The organism is Halomonas icarae (genome assembly GCF_009901955.1).
Taxonomy (GTDB): Bacteria; Pseudomonadota; Gammaproteobacteria; order Pseudomonadales; family Halomonadaceae; genus Halomonas; species Halomonas icarae.
The window spans coordinates 1,177,819-1,194,089 of record NZ_WUTS01000001.1; the positions used below are offsets into that span (position 1 = coordinate 1,177,819).

The 16,271-nt window shown below is 62.9% G+C and carries 17 protein-coding genes and 3 tRNA genes; 5 read left to right on the top strand and 15 right to left on the bottom strand.

The features are described 5' to 3' along the window. Nucleotides 1-109 precede the first annotated feature (109 nt). From GRB80_RS05515 to GRB80_RS05550, 8 genes are all read right to left on the bottom strand, one after another. Entirely contained in the window at nucleotides 110-382 is a 273-nt protein-coding gene (locus tag GRB80_RS05515; RefSeq protein ID WP_132040937.1) for an HU family DNA-binding protein, read from the bottom strand. Between the two features lie 177 nt (nucleotides 383-559). Then, nucleotides 560-2,965: an endopeptidase La gene (gene lon, locus GRB80_RS05520; protein ID WP_161422815.1), complete on the bottom strand. Its 2,406-nt coding sequence runs from the start codon at nucleotides 2,963-2,965 to the stop codon at nucleotides 560-562. Between the two features lie 169 nt (nucleotides 2,966-3,134). After that, nucleotides 3,135-4,415, bottom strand: coding sequence for an ATP-dependent Clp protease ATP-binding subunit ClpX (gene clpX / locus GRB80_RS05525; protein ID WP_161422816.1), 1,281 nt, complete (start codon nucleotides 4,413-4,415; stop codon nucleotides 3,135-3,137). Nucleotides 4,416-4,524: 109 nt separating this feature from the next. Further along, complete coding sequence (clpP, locus tag GRB80_RS05530) at nucleotides 4,525-5,145, bottom strand: ATP-dependent Clp endopeptidase proteolytic subunit ClpP (protein WP_132040934.1); 621 nt, start codon at nucleotides 5,143-5,145, stop codon at nucleotides 4,525-4,527. Nucleotides 5,146-5,241: 96 nt separating this feature from the next. Next, entirely contained in the window at nucleotides 5,242-6,606 is a 1,365-nt protein-coding gene (tig, locus tag GRB80_RS05535; protein WP_161422817.1) for a trigger factor, read from the bottom strand. A gap of 304 nt (nucleotides 6,607-6,910) precedes the next feature. Beyond that, nucleotides 6,911-6,985: transfer RNA gene (locus GRB80_RS05540), tRNA-His, on the bottom strand. 44 nt (nucleotides 6,986-7,029) lie between these two features. After that, nucleotides 7,030-7,106: transfer RNA gene (locus GRB80_RS05545), tRNA-Arg, on the bottom strand. Between the two features lie 68 nt (nucleotides 7,107-7,174). Continuing rightward, nucleotides 7,175-7,251, bottom strand: a tRNA-Pro gene (locus tag GRB80_RS05550). A gap of 183 nt (nucleotides 7,252-7,434) precedes the next feature. Between GRB80_RS05550 and folD the strand changes: the two genes are divergently transcribed. The 3 genes from folD to mtnN all read left to right on the top strand — a co-directional run bounded on the left by folD (nucleotide 7,435) and on the right by mtnN (nucleotide 9,585). Beyond that, entirely contained in the window at nucleotides 7,435-8,292 is an 858-nt protein-coding gene (gene folD / locus GRB80_RS05555) for a bifunctional methylenetetrahydrofolate dehydrogenase/methenyltetrahydrofolate cyclohydrolase FolD (RefSeq protein ID WP_161422818.1), read from the top strand. Between the two features lie 97 nt (nucleotides 8,293-8,389). Then, the gene (locus GRB80_RS05560) at nucleotides 8,390-8,854 is read left to right on the top strand and encodes an S-ribosylhomocysteine lyase (RefSeq protein WP_132040931.1); all 465 of its coding nucleotides are present in this window, start codon (nucleotides 8,390-8,392) and stop codon (nucleotides 8,852-8,854) included. Next, the gene (gene mtnN, locus GRB80_RS05565) at nucleotides 8,851-9,585 is read left to right on the top strand and encodes a 5'-methylthioadenosine/S-adenosylhomocysteine nucleosidase (protein ID WP_161422819.1); all 735 of its coding nucleotides are present in this window, start codon (nucleotides 8,851-8,853) and stop codon (nucleotides 9,583-9,585) included. Before GRB80_RS05560 ends, mtnN begins: the two co-directional genes overlap by 4 nt. A gap of 130 nt (nucleotides 9,586-9,715) precedes the next feature. On the opposite strand, the gene pyrC is transcribed toward mtnN, so the two are convergent. After that, on the bottom strand, nucleotides 9,716-10,756 hold the full coding sequence (gene pyrC, locus GRB80_RS05570; protein WP_161422820.1) for a dihydroorotase: 1,041 nt from the start codon (nucleotides 10,754-10,756) through the stop codon (nucleotides 9,716-9,718). 125 nt (nucleotides 10,757-10,881) lie between these two features. On the opposite strand from pyrC, the gene GRB80_RS05575 reads away from it, so the two are divergent. Together GRB80_RS05575 and GRB80_RS05580 are read left to right on the top strand one after the other, a co-directional pair. Beyond that, nucleotides 10,882-11,778: a DMT family transporter gene (locus GRB80_RS05575; protein WP_161422821.1), complete on the top strand. Its 897-nt coding sequence runs from the start codon at nucleotides 10,882-10,884 to the stop codon at nucleotides 11,776-11,778. A gap of 82 nt (nucleotides 11,779-11,860) precedes the next feature. Continuing rightward, nucleotides 11,861-12,280, top strand: coding sequence for a hypothetical protein (locus GRB80_RS05580; RefSeq protein WP_161422822.1), 420 nt, complete (start codon nucleotides 11,861-11,863; stop codon nucleotides 12,278-12,280). A 117-nt stretch (nucleotides 12,281-12,397) separates the two neighbouring features. Here GRB80_RS05580 and GRB80_RS05585 read toward each other — a convergent pair whose 3' ends face one another. The 6 genes from GRB80_RS05585 to GRB80_RS05610 all read right to left on the bottom strand — a co-directional run bounded on the left by GRB80_RS05585 (nucleotide 12,398) and on the right by GRB80_RS05610 (nucleotide 16,253). After that, complete coding sequence (locus GRB80_RS05585) at nucleotides 12,398-13,642, bottom strand: NAD(P)/FAD-dependent oxidoreductase (protein WP_161422823.1); 1,245 nt, start codon at nucleotides 13,640-13,642, stop codon at nucleotides 12,398-12,400. Nucleotides 13,643-13,882: 240 nt separating this feature from the next. Next, on the bottom strand, nucleotides 13,883-14,356 hold the full coding sequence (locus GRB80_RS05590; RefSeq protein WP_132040924.1) for a tellurite resistance TerB family protein: 474 nt from the start codon (nucleotides 14,354-14,356) through the stop codon (nucleotides 13,883-13,885). Between the two features lie 64 nt (nucleotides 14,357-14,420). After that, on the bottom strand, nucleotides 14,421-14,936 hold the full coding sequence (locus GRB80_RS05595) for a hypothetical protein (protein WP_161422824.1): 516 nt from the start codon (nucleotides 14,934-14,936) through the stop codon (nucleotides 14,421-14,423). 75 nt (nucleotides 14,937-15,011) lie between these two features. Continuing rightward, a complete protein-coding gene (locus GRB80_RS05600; RefSeq protein ID WP_161422825.1) occupies nucleotides 15,012-15,593 on the bottom strand; it encodes a YqhA family protein in 582 nt (193 codons plus the stop codon). A 154-nt stretch (nucleotides 15,594-15,747) separates the two neighbouring features. Beyond that, a complete protein-coding gene (locus GRB80_RS05605; RefSeq protein WP_161422826.1) occupies nucleotides 15,748-16,002 on the bottom strand; it encodes a Txe/YoeB family addiction module toxin in 255 nt (84 codons plus the stop codon). Beyond that, nucleotides 15,999-16,253: a type II toxin-antitoxin system Phd/YefM family antitoxin gene (locus GRB80_RS05610; protein ID WP_161422827.1), complete on the bottom strand. Its 255-nt coding sequence runs from the start codon at nucleotides 16,251-16,253 to the stop codon at nucleotides 15,999-16,001. The genes GRB80_RS05605 and GRB80_RS05610 overlap by 4 nt, the downstream gene beginning before the upstream one ends. Nucleotides 16,254-16,271: the final 18 nt, after the last annotated feature.

Sequence of the window (16,271 nt, forward strand, 5' to 3'; positions counted from 1 at the left end):
AGTCTATAACGAGGACAGGCGCACCGCCGAGGGCGATGCGCCTGTATCAATCAACCATCAACGGCGAACCATCAGCGGCGCAAGCTGCGCGACTCCAGCTCGGCGACAGTTAGTTGACGGAATCCTTCAACGCCTTGCCGGCCTTGAAGCCGGGAACCTTGGCCGCCTTGATCTCGATCGGCTGACCAGTCTGGGGGTTACGACCGGTACGCGCTGCACGCTCCTTCACATGGAAGGTCCCGAAGCCGACCAGAGAGACGCTGTCGCCCTTCTTCAGGCTTTCCGTCACGGAATCCACCATGGCATCCAGGGCACGCGCGGCGGAAGCCTTGGGAATATCGGCAGACGCGGCGATGGCTTCGATCAGCTCAGACTTGTTCACACTTCACCCCTTGACTTTTTCGGAAATTGGCCCTAATCGAACCGGCTTTACAATTGACAAGCACGATCACAGCATAGGCCAATTTATAGCAATGCGGGGAAAGTGCTGTCAAGCAACATTCAAGGCATAGCCCCACCATACAAGGCTTTAGGCAGAGTAATGGTGGGAAAATCGACCTTAATGCGTACTGATCATTGACTGCGCTGACGAGGCTTCTTCTGAATGAGAATCCTCTTTGGGCTCTTCATCCTTTTTTACTAATGCAACCTCGAGCACCTCATCGATCCAGCGCACCGGTATGATATCGAGAGCCTCCTTGATATTCTCCGGCACCTCCTTGAGGTCCCGGCGGTTCTCCTCGGGCACCAGCACGGTCTTTATACCACCACGCCTGGCGGCCAGCAATTTCTCCTTCAGACCACCGATCGGCATCACTTCACCACGCAGGTTGACCTCGCCGGTCATCGCCACGTCACAGCGCACCGGGCGCCCGGTATAGGCCGAGACCATGGCGGTCACCATGCCGATGCCGGCACTGGGACCATCCTTGGGGGTCGCCCCCTCAGGCACGTGGATATGCAGGTCTTCCTTTTCGAAGCGATCGGGGTCGACCCCCAGGGAGAGGGCACGCGCGCGCACCACGGTGTGGGCGGCACTCACCGACTCCTTCATCACATCACCCAGCGAGCCGGTCTTGTTGATGCGTCCCTTGCCAGGGGTCACCACCGACTCGATATTAAGCAGCTCGCCCCCGACCGATGTCCAGGCCAGGCCGGTCACGCGGCCCACCTGATTCTCCTGGTCGGCCAGCCCGTAGCTGTAACGGCGCACCCCAGCATACTCCTCGATATCCGTGGCGGCCAGCAGCATCGGGGCCTGAGCGCCCTCCTCGCTCTCCTTCTCGATACGCACCCGCAGCACCTTGCGGCAGACCTTGGCGACCTGACGCTCGAGCTCACGCACCCCGGCCTCGCGGCTGTAGTAGCGGATCAGCTCGAGCAGCGACTCATCGGAGAAGGCCAGCTCATCCTCCTTGAAACCGTTGGCCTTGAGCTGCTTGGGCACCAGATAGCGCTTGGCAATCGCGAGTTTTTCGTCCTCGGTGTAGCCGGGCAGACGAATCACCTCCATGCGATCGAGCAGCGGCCCGGGAATATTCATGGAGTTGGCGGTACAGATGAACAGGGTCTCTGAGAGGTCGTAATCCAGCTCCAGGTAGTGATCGCTGAAGGTGTCGTTCTGCTCCGGATCAAGCACCTCGAGCAGCGCCGAGGCGGGATCGCCACGATGGTCCATGCCGATCTTGTCGACCTCGTCGAGCAGGAACAGCGGATTCCTGACCCCGGCGCGGGACATGCGCTGGACGATCTTGCCTGGCAGTGAGCCGATATAGGTCCGACGGTGGCCACGAATCTCGGACTCGTCACGCACCCCGCCCAGCGCCAGGCGCACATACTTGCGGTTGGTCGCCCGCGCGATGGACTTGCCCAGCGAGGTCTTGCCGACCCCCGGGGGGCCCACCAGACACAGCACCGGCCCCTTGAGCTTCTTGACCCGCTTGTGAACCGCCAGGTACTCGAGAATCCGCGCCTTGACCTCGTCAAGGCCATAGTGATCCTCGTCGAGCACCTTCTGGGCGTGGAGCAGGTCATGCTTGACCCGGGTCCGCTTCTTCCACGGCACCGACACCAGCCAGTCGAGATAGGAGCGCACCACGGTGGCCTCGGCGGAGTTGGGCGACATCATCTTCAGCTTGCCCAGCTCCTGGACGGCCTTGTCGCGTGCCTCCTTGGGCATGCCAGACTCTTCGATGGCCTGCTCATACTTCTCGGCCTCGTTGGGCACGTTCTCGAGCTCGCCCATCTCCTTCTGGATGGCCTTCATCTGCTCGTTGAGATAGTACTCGCGCTGAGACTTCTCCATCTGCTCCTTGACCCGGGAGCGAATGCGCTTCTCGACCTGCAGCAGGTCGATCTCCGACTCGATCAGCGCCATCAGGTGCTCGATGCGATCGCGCACCCTGTCCATCTCAAGCAGCTGCTGCTTGTCATCAATCTTCAGCGACAGGTGCGCACAGATGGTATCCACCAGGCGGCTGGGGTCCTCGATGCCGGAGAGCGAGTTGAGCACCTCGTTGGGTACCTTCTTCGACATCTTGACGTACTGCTCGAACTGATTGAGCAGCACACGCACCAGAGCGTCCTGTTCACGCTCGGTAAGCGGCGTGCTCTCACGCAGCAAGGCCTCGGCGCTGGTGTAGTCATCACCGTCATTCAGCTCGCCCACATCGGCCCGCGAGACTCCCTCGATCAGCACCTTGACGGTGCCGTCGGGCAGCTTGAGCAGCTGCATGATCTCCGCGACGGTACCGATGGCAAACAGATCATCACGGTCGGGGTCGTCCTTGCTGGCCTCACGCTGGGCGACCAGCAATACCCGCTTGTCGGCACTCATGGCCGCATCGAGCGCCTGAATCGACTTCTCGCGACCCACGAACAGGGGAATGACCATCTGCGGGTAGACGACCACGTCCCGCAGCGGCAAAAGGGGCAGACTCAGGGTCTGATCAGCGTTCTGCTGCATCGCAGACGTACCTCAAGAAAAACGAAGGGATGCCCCGTGGAATGGGGGCGACCGGATAACATTGCAAGGCAGGAGGCGACACGCCAAAAAAAACGGGAGCCACCGTGACCCCAGCCGGCCAGGCCGGTGATGGAGGTAAGGCGCTCCCGTGGGGGATACCCCCGATCGTTCAGCCGTCGGTACCGTCGCTAGCGGCTTCCTGCTGCTGTGAATAGATCAACAACGGCTCGCTTTCGCCACTGATCACCGAGGCATCGATCACCACCTTGCTGACACCGTCCAGCGAGGGGATCTCGTACATGGTGTCGAGCAGCACCGACTCGAGGATGGAGCGCAGGCCGCGTGCGCCGGTCTTGCGGGTCATGGCCTTGACGGCCACCGCGCGCAGGGCATCCTCGCGGAACTCGAGCTCCACATTTTCCATCTCGAACAACTTGGCGTACTGCTTGACCAAGGAGTTCTTGGGCTCGGTGAGGATCTCGATCAACGCCTCTTCGGTGAGATCGGTCAGGGTGGCGATCACCGGCAAGCGGCCGACAAACTCGGGAATCAAGCCAAACTTGACCAGATCCTCGGGCTCCACGGTGGCCAGCACATCACCTACCGGCTTGGTGTCGTCCTTGCTCTTGACCTCGGCATTGAAGCCGATGCCACCCTTCTCGACACGATCACGTATCACCTTCTCCAGGCCGGCGAAGGCACCACCGACGATAAACAGGATGTTGCCGGTGTTGACCTGCAGGAACTCCTGCTGCGGGTGCTTGCGCCCACCCTGAGGGGGTATCGAGGCAGTGGTGCCCTCGATCAGCTTGAGCAGCGCCTGCTGAACGCCCTCGCCCGAGACATCACGAGTGATGGAGGGGTTGTCGGACTTGCGCGACACCTTGTCGATCTCGTCGATGTAGACGATGCCTCGTTCGGCCTTCTCGACATCGTAGTCGCACTTCTGCAGCAGCTTCTGGATGATATTCTCGACATCCTCGCCCACGTAACCGGCCTCGGTCAGCGTGGTGGCATCGGCGATGGTGAACGGCACATTGAGCAGCCGCGCCATGGTCTCGGCAAGCAGCGTCTTGCCGCTGCCGGTGGGGCCGATCAGCAGGATGTTCGACTTGCCCAGCTCGACGTCATCTTTCTTGACCTCGGAGCTCAGGCGCTTGTAGTGGTTGTAGACGGCAACGGACAGCACCATCTTGGCGCGATCCTGACCGATCACATAGTCGTCGAGGGTGTGACGAATCTCACGGGGCGTCGGCAGGCGCTCGTCGTCGCTCTCGGCATCGGCATCGAGCACCTCCTCGCGAATGATGTCATTGCAGAGGTCGACACACTCATCACAGATATAGACGGACGGACCGGCAATAAGCTTGCGCACCTCGTTCTGATTCTTGCCGCAGAACGAACAGTAGAGCAGCTTGCCACCGTCGTCCTTGCCTTTGCCGTCAGCCATTCGCTTACCTCTTTTCATGTTGGTGGCACCCGCGAGAGCCGGCACCACCGAGCTCGCAACGGCGGCCTGCGCCGCCGGGAACAATCAGCGTGTCATGCAAATCACGCTATCAGGATGTGGGCCGCTTATCCAGCATGGCATCAATCAGGCCATACTCCACGGCCTGGTTGCCGTCCATGAAGTTGTCACGGTCGGTATCCCGGGCGATCGTCTCGATATCCTGACCGGTATGCTCGGCCAGGATGCGGTTGAGCCTGTCGCGGATGCCAAGAATCTCGCGCGTGTGAATCTCGATGTCCGACGCCTGTCCCTGGTACCCACCCAGCGGCTGGTGAATCATCATGCGCGAGTTGGGCAGGCAGAAGCGCTTGTTCGCGGCGCCACCGGCCAGCAGCAACGCTCCCATGCTGGCCGCCTGGCCGATGCACACGGTGGAGACATCCGGCTTGATGAACTGCATGGTGTCGTAGATCGACATGCCGGCAGTCACCGAGCCACCCGGCGAATTGATGTACAGATGGATGTCCTTGTCCGGGTTCTCGGACTCCAGGAACAGCAGCTGTGCCACCACCAGGTTGGCCATGTAGTCTTCCACGGGACCCACCAGGAAGATCACACGCTCCTTGAGCAGGCGGGAATAGATGTCGTAGGAACGCTCGCCACGGGCGCTCTGCTCGACCACCATGGGCACCAGGCCCCCGGCGTTCTGGATCTCGAACTCGTTGCTCATCTGCGTGTTGTCCTTGCATCCGATGAATGGAAGCGACGATAAAGGGAAGCGAAGAGAAACGGCGCCCCGGCACTGGCCGGGGCGCGGAGACATCGATCAGGCCTGGCGCTCTTCCTCGCCGGCCTCTTCGCTGCTTTCTTCCTCGTCGACCTCTTCCTGCTGCTGGGCGGCTGCCAGCACGTCCTGGTAGGACATCTCGACATCCTTGACGCTGGCCTGCTCGAGCAGCACATCCACGGCCTTCTCTTCAAGGATAGCGGACTTGACCTGGGTCTTGAGCTGGTCGTTGCCCATGTAGTGCTCGACCACCTGCTCGGGCTCCTGATACTGCTCGGCGAGCTCCTGCACCTTGGCACGGATCTCGTCGTCGCTGGCCTCGAGCTCGTTGACCTTGATCACCTCGGCCAGCAGCAGACCCACCTCGACACGGCTGCGCGCCTGCTCCTCGAACAGCTCGTTGGGCAGCTGGGAGACGTCGAAGTCCTCACCCAGACCGAACTGCTGGGCCGCCTGACGCTTGAGGCCATCGGTCTCCTGCTGGACCAGCGCCTGGGGCACGGTGACCTCGTTGGCCTTCTGCAGCGCGGAGAGCACCTGCTGTTTGACGCGGTTGTCCACCGCCTGCTCGGCCTCGCGGCTCATGTTCTTCTTGACCTCGGCGCGGAACTTGTCGAGGTCACCGTCGTCAACGCCGAACTTCTTGACGAACTCGGCATCCACCTCGGGCAGGGCCTGGCCCTTCACCGCATGGACCTTGACCTTGAAGGTCGCTTCCTGGCCGGCCAGGTTCTCGGCCTGGTAGTCCTCCGGGAAGGTGACCTTGAGCTCCTTGTCATCGCTGGCGGTGGCACCGATCAGCTGCTCCTCGAAGCCGGGGATAAAGCTGCCGGAACCGATCACCAGATCATGACCCTCGGCACTGCCGCCCTCGAAGGGCTCGTCACCCAGGAAGCCCTGGAAGTCGATGGTCAGCTGATCGCCATCCTCGGCGGCACGCTCGACCACTTCCCACTCGGCGTTCTGCTTGCGCAGGGTGTCGATCATCTCGTCGACATCGGCCTCGCTCACCTCGACCACCGGACGCTCGACCTCGGCACCCTCGATGGAGGCCAGCGTGATCTCGGGGTAGATCTCCAGTGTCGCGACGAACTCCAGATCCTTGCCCGCCTCGTTGACGGTGGCCTCGATCTGCGGGAGGCCGGCCGGGTTGAGCTCGTTCTCGGAAATGGCGCGAACGTAGCGCTCACGCATCACCTCGCCCACCACCTCGTTGCGCACTTCGCTGCCGTAGCGCTGGCGGATCACCGTCATCGGCACCTTGCCCCGGCGAAAACCGTCCATACGAACGTTCTTGGCGGCATCCTTGAGACGGGTATTGACGGCCTCATCGATTTCGGCGGCCGGCACTTGGACCGTGATGCGGCGTTCGATCTGGGAGGTCGTATCGACGGAAACTTGCATGAAATGTCCTCTACCGACTGGGGGCACTGTGTTGATTGCGTGAATGGAAAATCAAAAGGGTGATTTTATGAATCCCGTCCGGCACTGGCAAGCACCGAGGCGAAAGATGTGGGGGCACTGTGGGAGATTACAAGGGCCAACGGCGCACCCACGCCAAAAAACGCCGACGCCTGAGCGACCGCGCAAGATAAACCGCACGAGACATATCGAAATAGCGAGAAGAAAGAGATATACATCCCATGTTAGGCGGGATGATAAGCATCAGAAAAACAAAAGAGAGGGGACAACCTGATGACGCAAGACATGGGGTGGATGATGGGGATCGAACCCACGACCACCGGAGCCACAATCCGGGGCTCTACCACTGAGCTACATCCACCACTTCGACAACTGCTCGTACTGACTGCCTGCTACCGCACCGGGTGGCGCGCCCAGCAGGACTCGAACCTGCAACCTACGGCTTAGAAGGCCGTTGCTCTATCCGATTGAGCCATGGGCGCATTCTACGTTCCAGGTCGCCTCGCCGCAACCCTGAGTGCCAAAAAACCGCAAGACATTCAAGAAGTTGTGGTCGGAGTGGAGGGATTCGAACCCCCGACATCCTGCTCCCAAAGCAGGCGCGCTACCAGACTGCGCTACACTCCGACGGCGATCAAGCGGGCTGGACGCCGCCGCACAGGCCTCGTCGAGCGATGCGTATTCTACGCGAGTTTCTTCGCCCGTCAAGCGGCAAAACACAGTTTGCTGATATCACCCGCTTTGTTTCGACCGCTTGGCATGCGAAAATCACGCCCTTACCTTTACTACCGGCCACTCAGAGGATCCTCGATGACCGCGCAACAGATCGATGGCAAAGCGATAGCCGCCCGTGTTCGCCAGCAGGTAGCCCGCCAGGTGCAGGCACGCCGCGAAGCAGGGGGTCGCACGCCAGGGCTTGCGGTCGTCCTGGTCGGCGAGGACCCCGCCTCCGCGGTCTATGTGCGTCACAAGCACAACGCCTGCGTCGAGGCCGGCATCGAGTCATTTCGACATCAGCTACCCGCGGAGACCACCCAGCAACAGCTCGAGACGCTGGTCGACCAGCTCAATGACGACCCCAGCGTGGACGGCATCCTGGTTCAGCTGCCCCTGCCGGAGCACCTCGACGCCCGCCCCATCCTCGAGCGCATTCGCCCCGACAAGGACGTGGACGGCTTCCACCCCTACAACCTGGGCCGCCTGGCACAGCGCCTGCCACTGCTGAGACCCTGCACCCCCAAGGGCGTGATGACGCTGCTCGAGGAGAGTGGCCTGGCGGTGCGTGGCCTCGACGCCACCGTGGTCGGCGCCTCCAATATCGTCGGCCGCCCCATGGCCCTGGAGCTGATGATCGCCGGCTGCACCACCACCGTCTGCCACCGCTTCACTCGCAACCTGGAGGCGCATGTGCGTCGTGCCGACGTGCTGATCGTGGCGGTGGGCAAGCCGGGGCTGGTCAAGGGCGAGTGGGTCAAGGAGGGCGCCATCGTCATCGACGTGGGCATCAACCGCCAGGAGGATGGCCGCCTGATCGGCGACGTCGACTTCGAGGCCGCCGCCGAGCGTGCCGCCTGGATCACGCCGGTTCCAGGGGGTGTCGGCCCCATGACCGTGGCCACCCTGCTGGAGAACACCCTGCAGGCCGCCGATATGCACGACGCCAGTTAACTTTACCTGGGGTAGCTCCCCTGGGGCCCCTGGGGTCAGACCCCGGGGGTTGGGGTCTGACCCCGAAACAGCCCCGAAACAGAATGAGGAGATCAAGATGAGCGACAAGATGAACGTCGAGAGCTTCAACCTGGATCATACCAAGGTGAAGGCTCCCTACGTGCGCCTGGCCGATATCAAGACCGGCGAGCGCGGCGACACCATCCACAAGTACGACATGCGCATCTGCCAGCCCAACCAGGACCATATGGAGATGCCCGGCCTGCACTCGCTTGAGCACCTGATGGCGGAGCTGTCGCGCAACCACTCCGACAAGGTCGTCGATATCAGCCCCATGGGCTGCCAGACCGGCTTCTACATCGCGATGATCAACCACGACGACTACGAAGGCGTGCTGACCCTGCTCGAGAACACCCTCAAGGATGTGCTCGAGGCCGACGAGGTGCCGGCCTGCAACGAGATGCAGTGCGGCTGGGCCGCCAGCCACAGCCTCGAGGGGGCCAAGCAGATCGCCCGCGGCTTCCTGGCCAAGCGCAACGAGTGGACGGAAATCTTCGCATGAAGCGCATCGGCATCATCGGCGCCATGAGCCAGGAGGTGGAGCGTCTCGCCTCCCGGCTCGAGGGGTGCGAGACCCACAGCCACGTCGGCAGCACCTTCTACAGCGGCAGGCTGCATGGCGTGGAGGTAGTGATCCTGCAATCGGGCATCGGCAAGGTGAATGCCGCGGTCGGCACCACCCTGCTGCTCGACATGTACCAGCCCGAGGCGATCATCAATACCGGCTCCGCCGGTGGCTTCGGCGAGGGGCTCGAGATCGGCGATATCGTGGTCTCGAGCGAGGTCCGCCACCACGACGTGGATGCCGTGGTATTCGGCTACGAACATGGCCAGGTCCCCGACATGCCGGCGGCCTATCTGCCCGACGAGCGACTGGTTCACCTGGCCCGGGAGTGTGTCGAGGCGCTGGGCGAGGTCCGGGTGGTCGAGGGGTTGATCGCCACCGGAGATGTGTTCATGGCCTGCCCCGATCTGGTGGCCCAGACCCGTCGGCGCTTCCCCACCATGCTCGCCGCCGAGATGGAGGCCGCGGCCATCGCCCAGACCTGCCACCTCTACGGCTGCCCCTTCGTGGTGATCCGTGCCCTCTCGGATATCCCCGGCGGCGGCGACAACCACCTCTCCTTCGAGGAGTTCCTGGAGAAGGCCGCCCTGCACTCCTCGAAGATGATCGAGGCGATGGTGGCCCGCCTGGGCGATCGGCAACGTGAAACCGTGGCACAGAGCGCCTGATGCACACACTTCCATCACGGGTGTTGCAGGCGCCCGTCCTATCGAGCGTTAGCGTCACACGGCTCTGAAGACTGCCGCCAACGGCGGCAGTCACTCGCGTTACCGGGCGATAGCCAAGGCACCGGGTCGCCTATTCGTCGACCAGCTTCCACGCCAGCGTCTCGCCGGCCATCAGCGGCACGATGCGCGCGTCGCCGACATAAGGCAGCGACCCGGGAAGCTGCCAGGGCTCGCGCACCAGGGTGACGGTGTCGGCGTTGCGCGGCAGGCCGTAGAAATCGGGTCCGTGGTGGCTGGCAAAGCCTTCCAGGCGATCCAGGGCGCCGGCCTGCTCGAAGGCGGTGGCATAGTACTCGATCGCCGCCGGCGCGGTGTAGGCACCGGCACAGCCACAGGCGCTCTCCTTGTCCCCCTGGGCATGGGGGGCACTGTCGGTACCCAGGAAGAACTTCGGACTGCCCGAGGTGGCCGCCGCCAGCAGCGCCTCGCGGTGACGCTCGCGCTTGAGGATCGGCAGGCAGTAGTAGTGGGGCCGAATGCCGCCGACCAGCATATGGTTGCGGTTGAACAGCAGATGGTGGGCGGTGATGGTCGCGCCCACATTGGCCGGCGCCGCGGCCACGAACTCGGCCGCCTCGGCGGTGGTGATATGCTCGAACACCACGCGGAGGCTCGGGTGGCGCTCCAGCAGCGGCTTGAGCACCTTCTCGATAAACACCGCCTCGCGATCGAAGATATCGATCTCGGCGTCGGTCACCTCGCCGTGCATCAGCAGCGGGATACCCAGTCTCGCCATGGCGGCGATGGCGTCATCGCAGTGCACCAGGTCGGTCACCCCGGAGGCGGAATTGGTGGTGGCACCGGCGGGATAGAGCTTCACCGCCTGGATCAGGCCGCTGGCGTGGGCTCGCTCGATCTCCTCGGCGGGCGTGTTATCGGTGAGATAGAGGGTCATCAACGGCTCGAAGCGGCTCCCCTCGGGCAGCGCCGCCATGATCCGCTCGCGGTAGTCCAGCGCCTGTTGGGTGGTGGTCACCGGCGGCGTCAGGTTGGGCATGATGATGGCACGCCCCATCTGCCGGGCAGAGGCCTCGACCACGGCGGCCAGCGCCTGGTCGTCGCGCAGGTGAAGGTGCCAGTCGTCGGGGCGAGTCAGGGTCAGGGTAGTCACGGCGGATCCTGTGTTGAGGGGTTGAATGGCTATGGCGCCAGTATACCGGATGCCACCGAGCATGGCAGAACGGCGAATCGTATAGTCTGCTAACATGTAAGTTTCGCTGCTTCACCGGACACCCTATGACCGACCCCATGGAGCGCAGCCCGCTGCGTGCCGACCTGCTGCTGCTGACCGTCACCCTGCTCGCCGCCGCCGGCTGGATCTTCTCCAAGGAGGCCCTTGGCGGCATGCCGCCGCTGCTGTTTATCGGCACACGCTTCCTGGTCGCCGGGATGATCCTGGTGCTCTTCGCCCTTCCCGCCCTGCGCCGTCTGCGCCGACGCGACCTGGCCACCAGCGCCGGCGTGGGCCTGCTGTTCAGTGCCGCCATTGGCTTCTGGGTCATGGGGCTCTTCCACTCCCGCCATCTGGGCGAGAGCGCCTTCATCAATAGTCTCGGCATCCTGTTGGTGCCGGTGGTGGCCCGCCTGCTGTTCGGTGACCGCCCGCCGCGCACCACCTGGATCGCCCTGCCCGTCGCCCTGGTCGGCTTCGGCCTGCTGTCGCTCAACGCCGGCCTGCGACTCGAACCCAGCCAGTGGCTGATCGCCACCTCGGCGCTGCTCTTCTCGCTGCTGATCAACATCAACACACGGGTGGTACGCCACCTCCCCGCCCTGCCGCTTACCGCCATCCAGCTCACCATCGTCGGCATTCTGCTCAGCCTGGCCTCGGCGCTGATCGAACCCTGGCCGACCCGCATCGGCGGCGATATCCTGGGCTGGCTGGCGGCCAGCATCCTGCTCTCCAGCACCCTGCGCTTCTTCCTGCAGATTCACGCCCAGGGCCTCACCACCCCGAGCCATGCCGCGGTCATCCTGATGCTCGAGGCGGTCTGGACGGCGCTGCTGGCCGCCGCCTGGTACGGCGAGACCATGACCCTGCTGCAACTGGCCGGCTGTTCGCTGATCTTCACCGCCCTGCTGATCAATCGCTGGTACTGGGTCCGCAAGCTGGTGCTGCGCTTCGCCGGATAGCACGCGCCTCGGGAGCAAGCAGCCACTCGCCAGGTAGCCAGGATATCCCGTATCATGCGGCCAGATTCCAGGGAGAGAGAAGATGCCCAAGGTTCGCCACTATGCCGATCTGGCAGCCATCATGGCCGGCTTGATGTGGCTGGTCGTGTACTGGTCGATCAGCCTGTCGGCTCACCTCGGCAACCTGCAGCCCACCCTGGCGGCCCTGCTGCTGCTCGGCACCACCGTGCTGGTCACCTTCGTGCACCGGCCTACCCGGGTCCTATTGCGCCGCTATCACGTCAGGAAGCGGCGTACCGAGATGTGGATGCATATCCTGGCGTTGCCGCTGTTCCTCGCCTTTATGCTCGGCATCACCTTCGAGCTGATCTTCGCGCCGCTTGGCGGTGTGCAGAAGCTGCTGCTGTTCAACGTGATGGCCACCGCCGGCTGGCTGGTGTTTATCGTCACACTGGTAGCCAAGCTGGCCACCCACCAGGTAAAACAGCGCCGCAAGGCATAGGGCCCTGCGGCGCTGTTTGCATTGGCCTCCAGCGAGATAGCTGCTACGGAACAGCCCCCGTGGGCATGGGGGCTATTCCGGTTTGAGTGAGGACTGTCCCGGCTTGGGTGGGGAGAATTAGAAGCGTGTGGCGCTGAAGGGCGCCATATCCACCTCAGGTGTCTCGCCGGCCATCATCTGGCTAAGCAGCAGGCCGGTCACCGGCCCCAGGGTGAAGCCCTGATGACCATGACCGATGGCCAGCCACATTCCCTCCTGCCTGGGTGCCGGCCCGATGATCGGCTTCATGTCCGGCAGGCAGGGGCGTGCGCCTTTCCAGGGCTCGGGATCGCGCCGCTCACCCAGCGGATAGATCCTTCTCGCCGCCTGCTCCGCCGCCTTGAGCTGCTTGAACTTGGGTGGCGCCTCCAGATCGGCCAGCTCGGCCCCGGTGGTCAGACGAATCCCGGCCCGCATCGGCTCGAGCAGGAAACCGGTCTCGGCATCCATGATCCAGTGGTTGAGACGAGCGTTGTCGTCGGCGCTGGCGTAGTGCATGTGGTAACCACGCTTGACGAACAGCGGCACCGAGATGCCCAGGCGCGAGAGCAGCTTGTCGCTCCAGGGACCGAGTGCCACCACCAGCTGCTCCGCCTCCAGCGACTCGCGATCGGTGGTCACCTTCCACCCCTTGCCGCCCTTCTCGACACCCTGTACCTCGGCCTTCAGAAAGCGGCCGCCCTGCTGCTCGAAGTTTTCGGCGTAGGCCTGTACCAGCGCGCCGGGATCGGCGACGGTCCAGGGTTGGGTCCAGTGGATGGCGCCCACCAGCCCTTTCTTGAGATGGGGCTCCATATCATAGAGGCCAGCGGCATCCAGTACCTCGAACTCGACGCCATAGAGCTCGCGGTTCTCGCGGGCCTCGACGAGTCGCGCGTCGAAGGCCTTCTGGGTATGGTAGAGCTCGAGCCAGCCGTCGCGGCGCACCAGGTGATCGGCCCCGGCGGCCTCGATCATCGGGGCATGGGTCTCCAGGCAGCGCATGATCAGCGACGCATACTCCGGCACGATCTTGGCGTAGCGGGTCTTGCCGGAGTTGAGCCAGTATTGAAGCAGCGGGCTCACGGCGCTCAGCATGCCCGCCGGGCGATAGCGAATATCCACCTCGCGGTTGGGCAGCACGCGCATCAGCGTGCCGAGGTCGCGTGGAAAGGCATAGGGCCGCACCGACTCGCGTTGGATGATGCCGGCATTGCCGAAGGAGGTCTCGCGTCCCGGCTCTCGTCGGTCCACCAGCGTCACCGAATGCCCCTGGCGCACCAGATGCCAGGCCACCGATACGCCGACCATGCCGGCCCCAAGAACCACGATTTCACGAGACATCACCAACACCTCCTGGAAAGAAATGCAGGCCTCACCAAGGGGTGAGACCCACTCAATAATTGACGCTTCCCTGCCACCAAGCCAACTGGCGCCTGGGTGGCCGCGTTCTCAGGGCATCATAACGTTTCACCGACAGACAAGGCTGCCAAATAATTGCCCCTAAACATGAATTCTTTCCGTTTTACCATCTGGATTCAGGCGGATATCCCAGATCTGTAAAAAGTTTCAGATCACTCCTCCTCATCCGCCGCCGTTATCCTCATCCCCCTGCTGCACCTGGATCTTGGCGCGAATAAAGTCGCCGTGGCTGACGTGCAGCAGCTCGGCCAGCTGGCGAATACGGTGCTCTTCCAGATGATGCTGCTCACCGTCCGCCTGCGCCAGCGCCCACATCATGCGCACCAGCTCGCAGCGACGGGGGTAGTCGTAATGCTGTTTGATCAGCGAGACGAACTGATAGTGATCGACGGCCCCCTCGACCTCCTGCTGGGCCAGGGCCATCAGCTCATCGACCGCCTCCTCACCGACACTCAGATGGCGCCGCAGCTGATCACGCAGCGTCTCGAGCTCATCCGGGCTGACCTCGTAGTCGGCGCGAATCACCTCGCAGAGCAGCGCCGCGGCGGCCAGCTCCAGGCTCGGCGTCTCACGCCCGGCACCGTCGCCCTCCTCCGAGAGCATCTGCTGAAAGAATCGCTGAATATTGGCTAGCACAAGTTTCTCCTTCGGTCGCTTCCTCGGTGAGACTCGCCAACGTTATGCGGGTTCGCAGCCCTCGTCACTCCCGACACCGCCAGCGGGCCAGCAGGGAAACCAGTGCCAGGCCAAGCAGCCCCGCCGCCGCCCAGCCAATCACCATGACCACCTGGGCAAAGGAGGCCGGCGCTTCCACCGGGCGGTGCTGCAGGCCGAATACCACGAGGCGGCCGAAGGCGTAGAGCATCAGGGCCAGGCTGGAAAGAGGCAGCAGGGAGCGGTTCGCCGCCAGCCAGCGGGTCAGGCCCCAGGGTTCGCGGGGCCTGGCAGGCTGCTGGGCAGCCGCCTTGCGAGGCGCCGCGCTCTTGGCGTTGGATGGCCTGGAGGCAGATGACTTGGCGGCAGATGACCCGTTGGCGGGTGCCTTGCTCGCCGGTTTTCTGGTCGCGGGCTTGCGGGCCTTGGGCTTGACCTTGGTACCCCCCGAGCTGGAGCCGCCCAACCAGCCCAGTGCCCCACGCACCAGGCGCCACAGCGCCCAGCCCAGGGTAAAGCTAACCGAGAGGGCGAGACCGCCCATCACCAGCACATACGCCATTGGCGATCCTTGTCGATTCACGGACCGGATATTGTGCCACAGAGCCGGCAGGCCGCGGGCCAGGCGCCGAGGCCTCTAGTCATGGTGAGAGCGATGGGCGCGGCTCATCAGGAAAAGAGCGGCCGCCAGGGCCAGCACCGAGAGCGCCAGATAGATCGCGTCGAGTGGTGTCTCGAAGGTGATATCCACCACCGCGCGGAAGAACTCGATGATCACTGCCAGGATGACCACCCGCGCGATCTTGTCCTTGAGCTCGTCGAACGAAGCGACATTGAAGGGATTTGACGCCGGATGCGATTCGGCCGGCTCGATCGGCGACACGAACAGCCGATAGACGCCAAGGCCGAAGATCAGCAGCACGATGGCCACCAGATAGATATCCACGGCCAGCACGACGCGCGGCACCACGCTGTCGTGAATGTCCGGCTGCCCTCCTACCAGGTAGTAGGCGCCAGCATCAATCGCCAACGTGACGATATCCAGGGTGCCGATGATAAAAAGCACCAGGGAACCCAGCAGACTCGGCACCACCGCCAGCATCACCAGCAGGCGACTCTTCCACAGGAAGCGCTCGAAGGCACGCTCGTAGCGTGTGCCCTTCGCCTGGGCCTGGCTCTCTCCCTGGTGCTTCGCTGACTGGTTGGAGGTTAAGGTCATGGTAACTCCCGGCGATGAGGTTTCGGCGTCCACGATACCACCGGCTGCCCCTCGGAGAGATAGCCCGACGGTGCTGCCGCTGTAGACCTGAAATCATAGAATATGCGACGACCATTCTCGCCAATGGAGGAGACCAGCTGGGAGGGATGTTGGCTTAATAGTGATAGCGACACTGCACGATGACAATGGCGTGATCTGTCACTCGATAGACGAGGCGATGTTCACGATCAATTCTGCGTGACCAGTAGCCCGACCATTGATGCCTCAAGGGTTCAGGATCTCCCAGGCCCGCGAAGGGGGAGCGCTGAATATCCTTGATCAACATATTGATTCGCTTGAGGGTCTTCCTGTCTCGAGACTGCCAGTAGAGGTAATCCTCCCAGGCATTGCTGGCCCAGGACAGCATCATGGCTCAAGCAGTTCGTGACTCTCGACATCCCCACGTTCAACTTCAGCCATGGCCTCGTTGAGCCGCTGGGCGTTACGTGGACTCGCCATAAGATAGGCCGTTTCCTCGTAAGACTTGAAATCCTCGACCGACATGACGATGGCAGGCTTGCCATTCTGACGAGTAATCAATACCGGCACATGGTCGTCATTGACGCGATCCAGGACCTTGGCTAACTGGTTACGGAAATGACTGTAGGTAATCGTGTCCATAAGATTGACTCCTGTGGC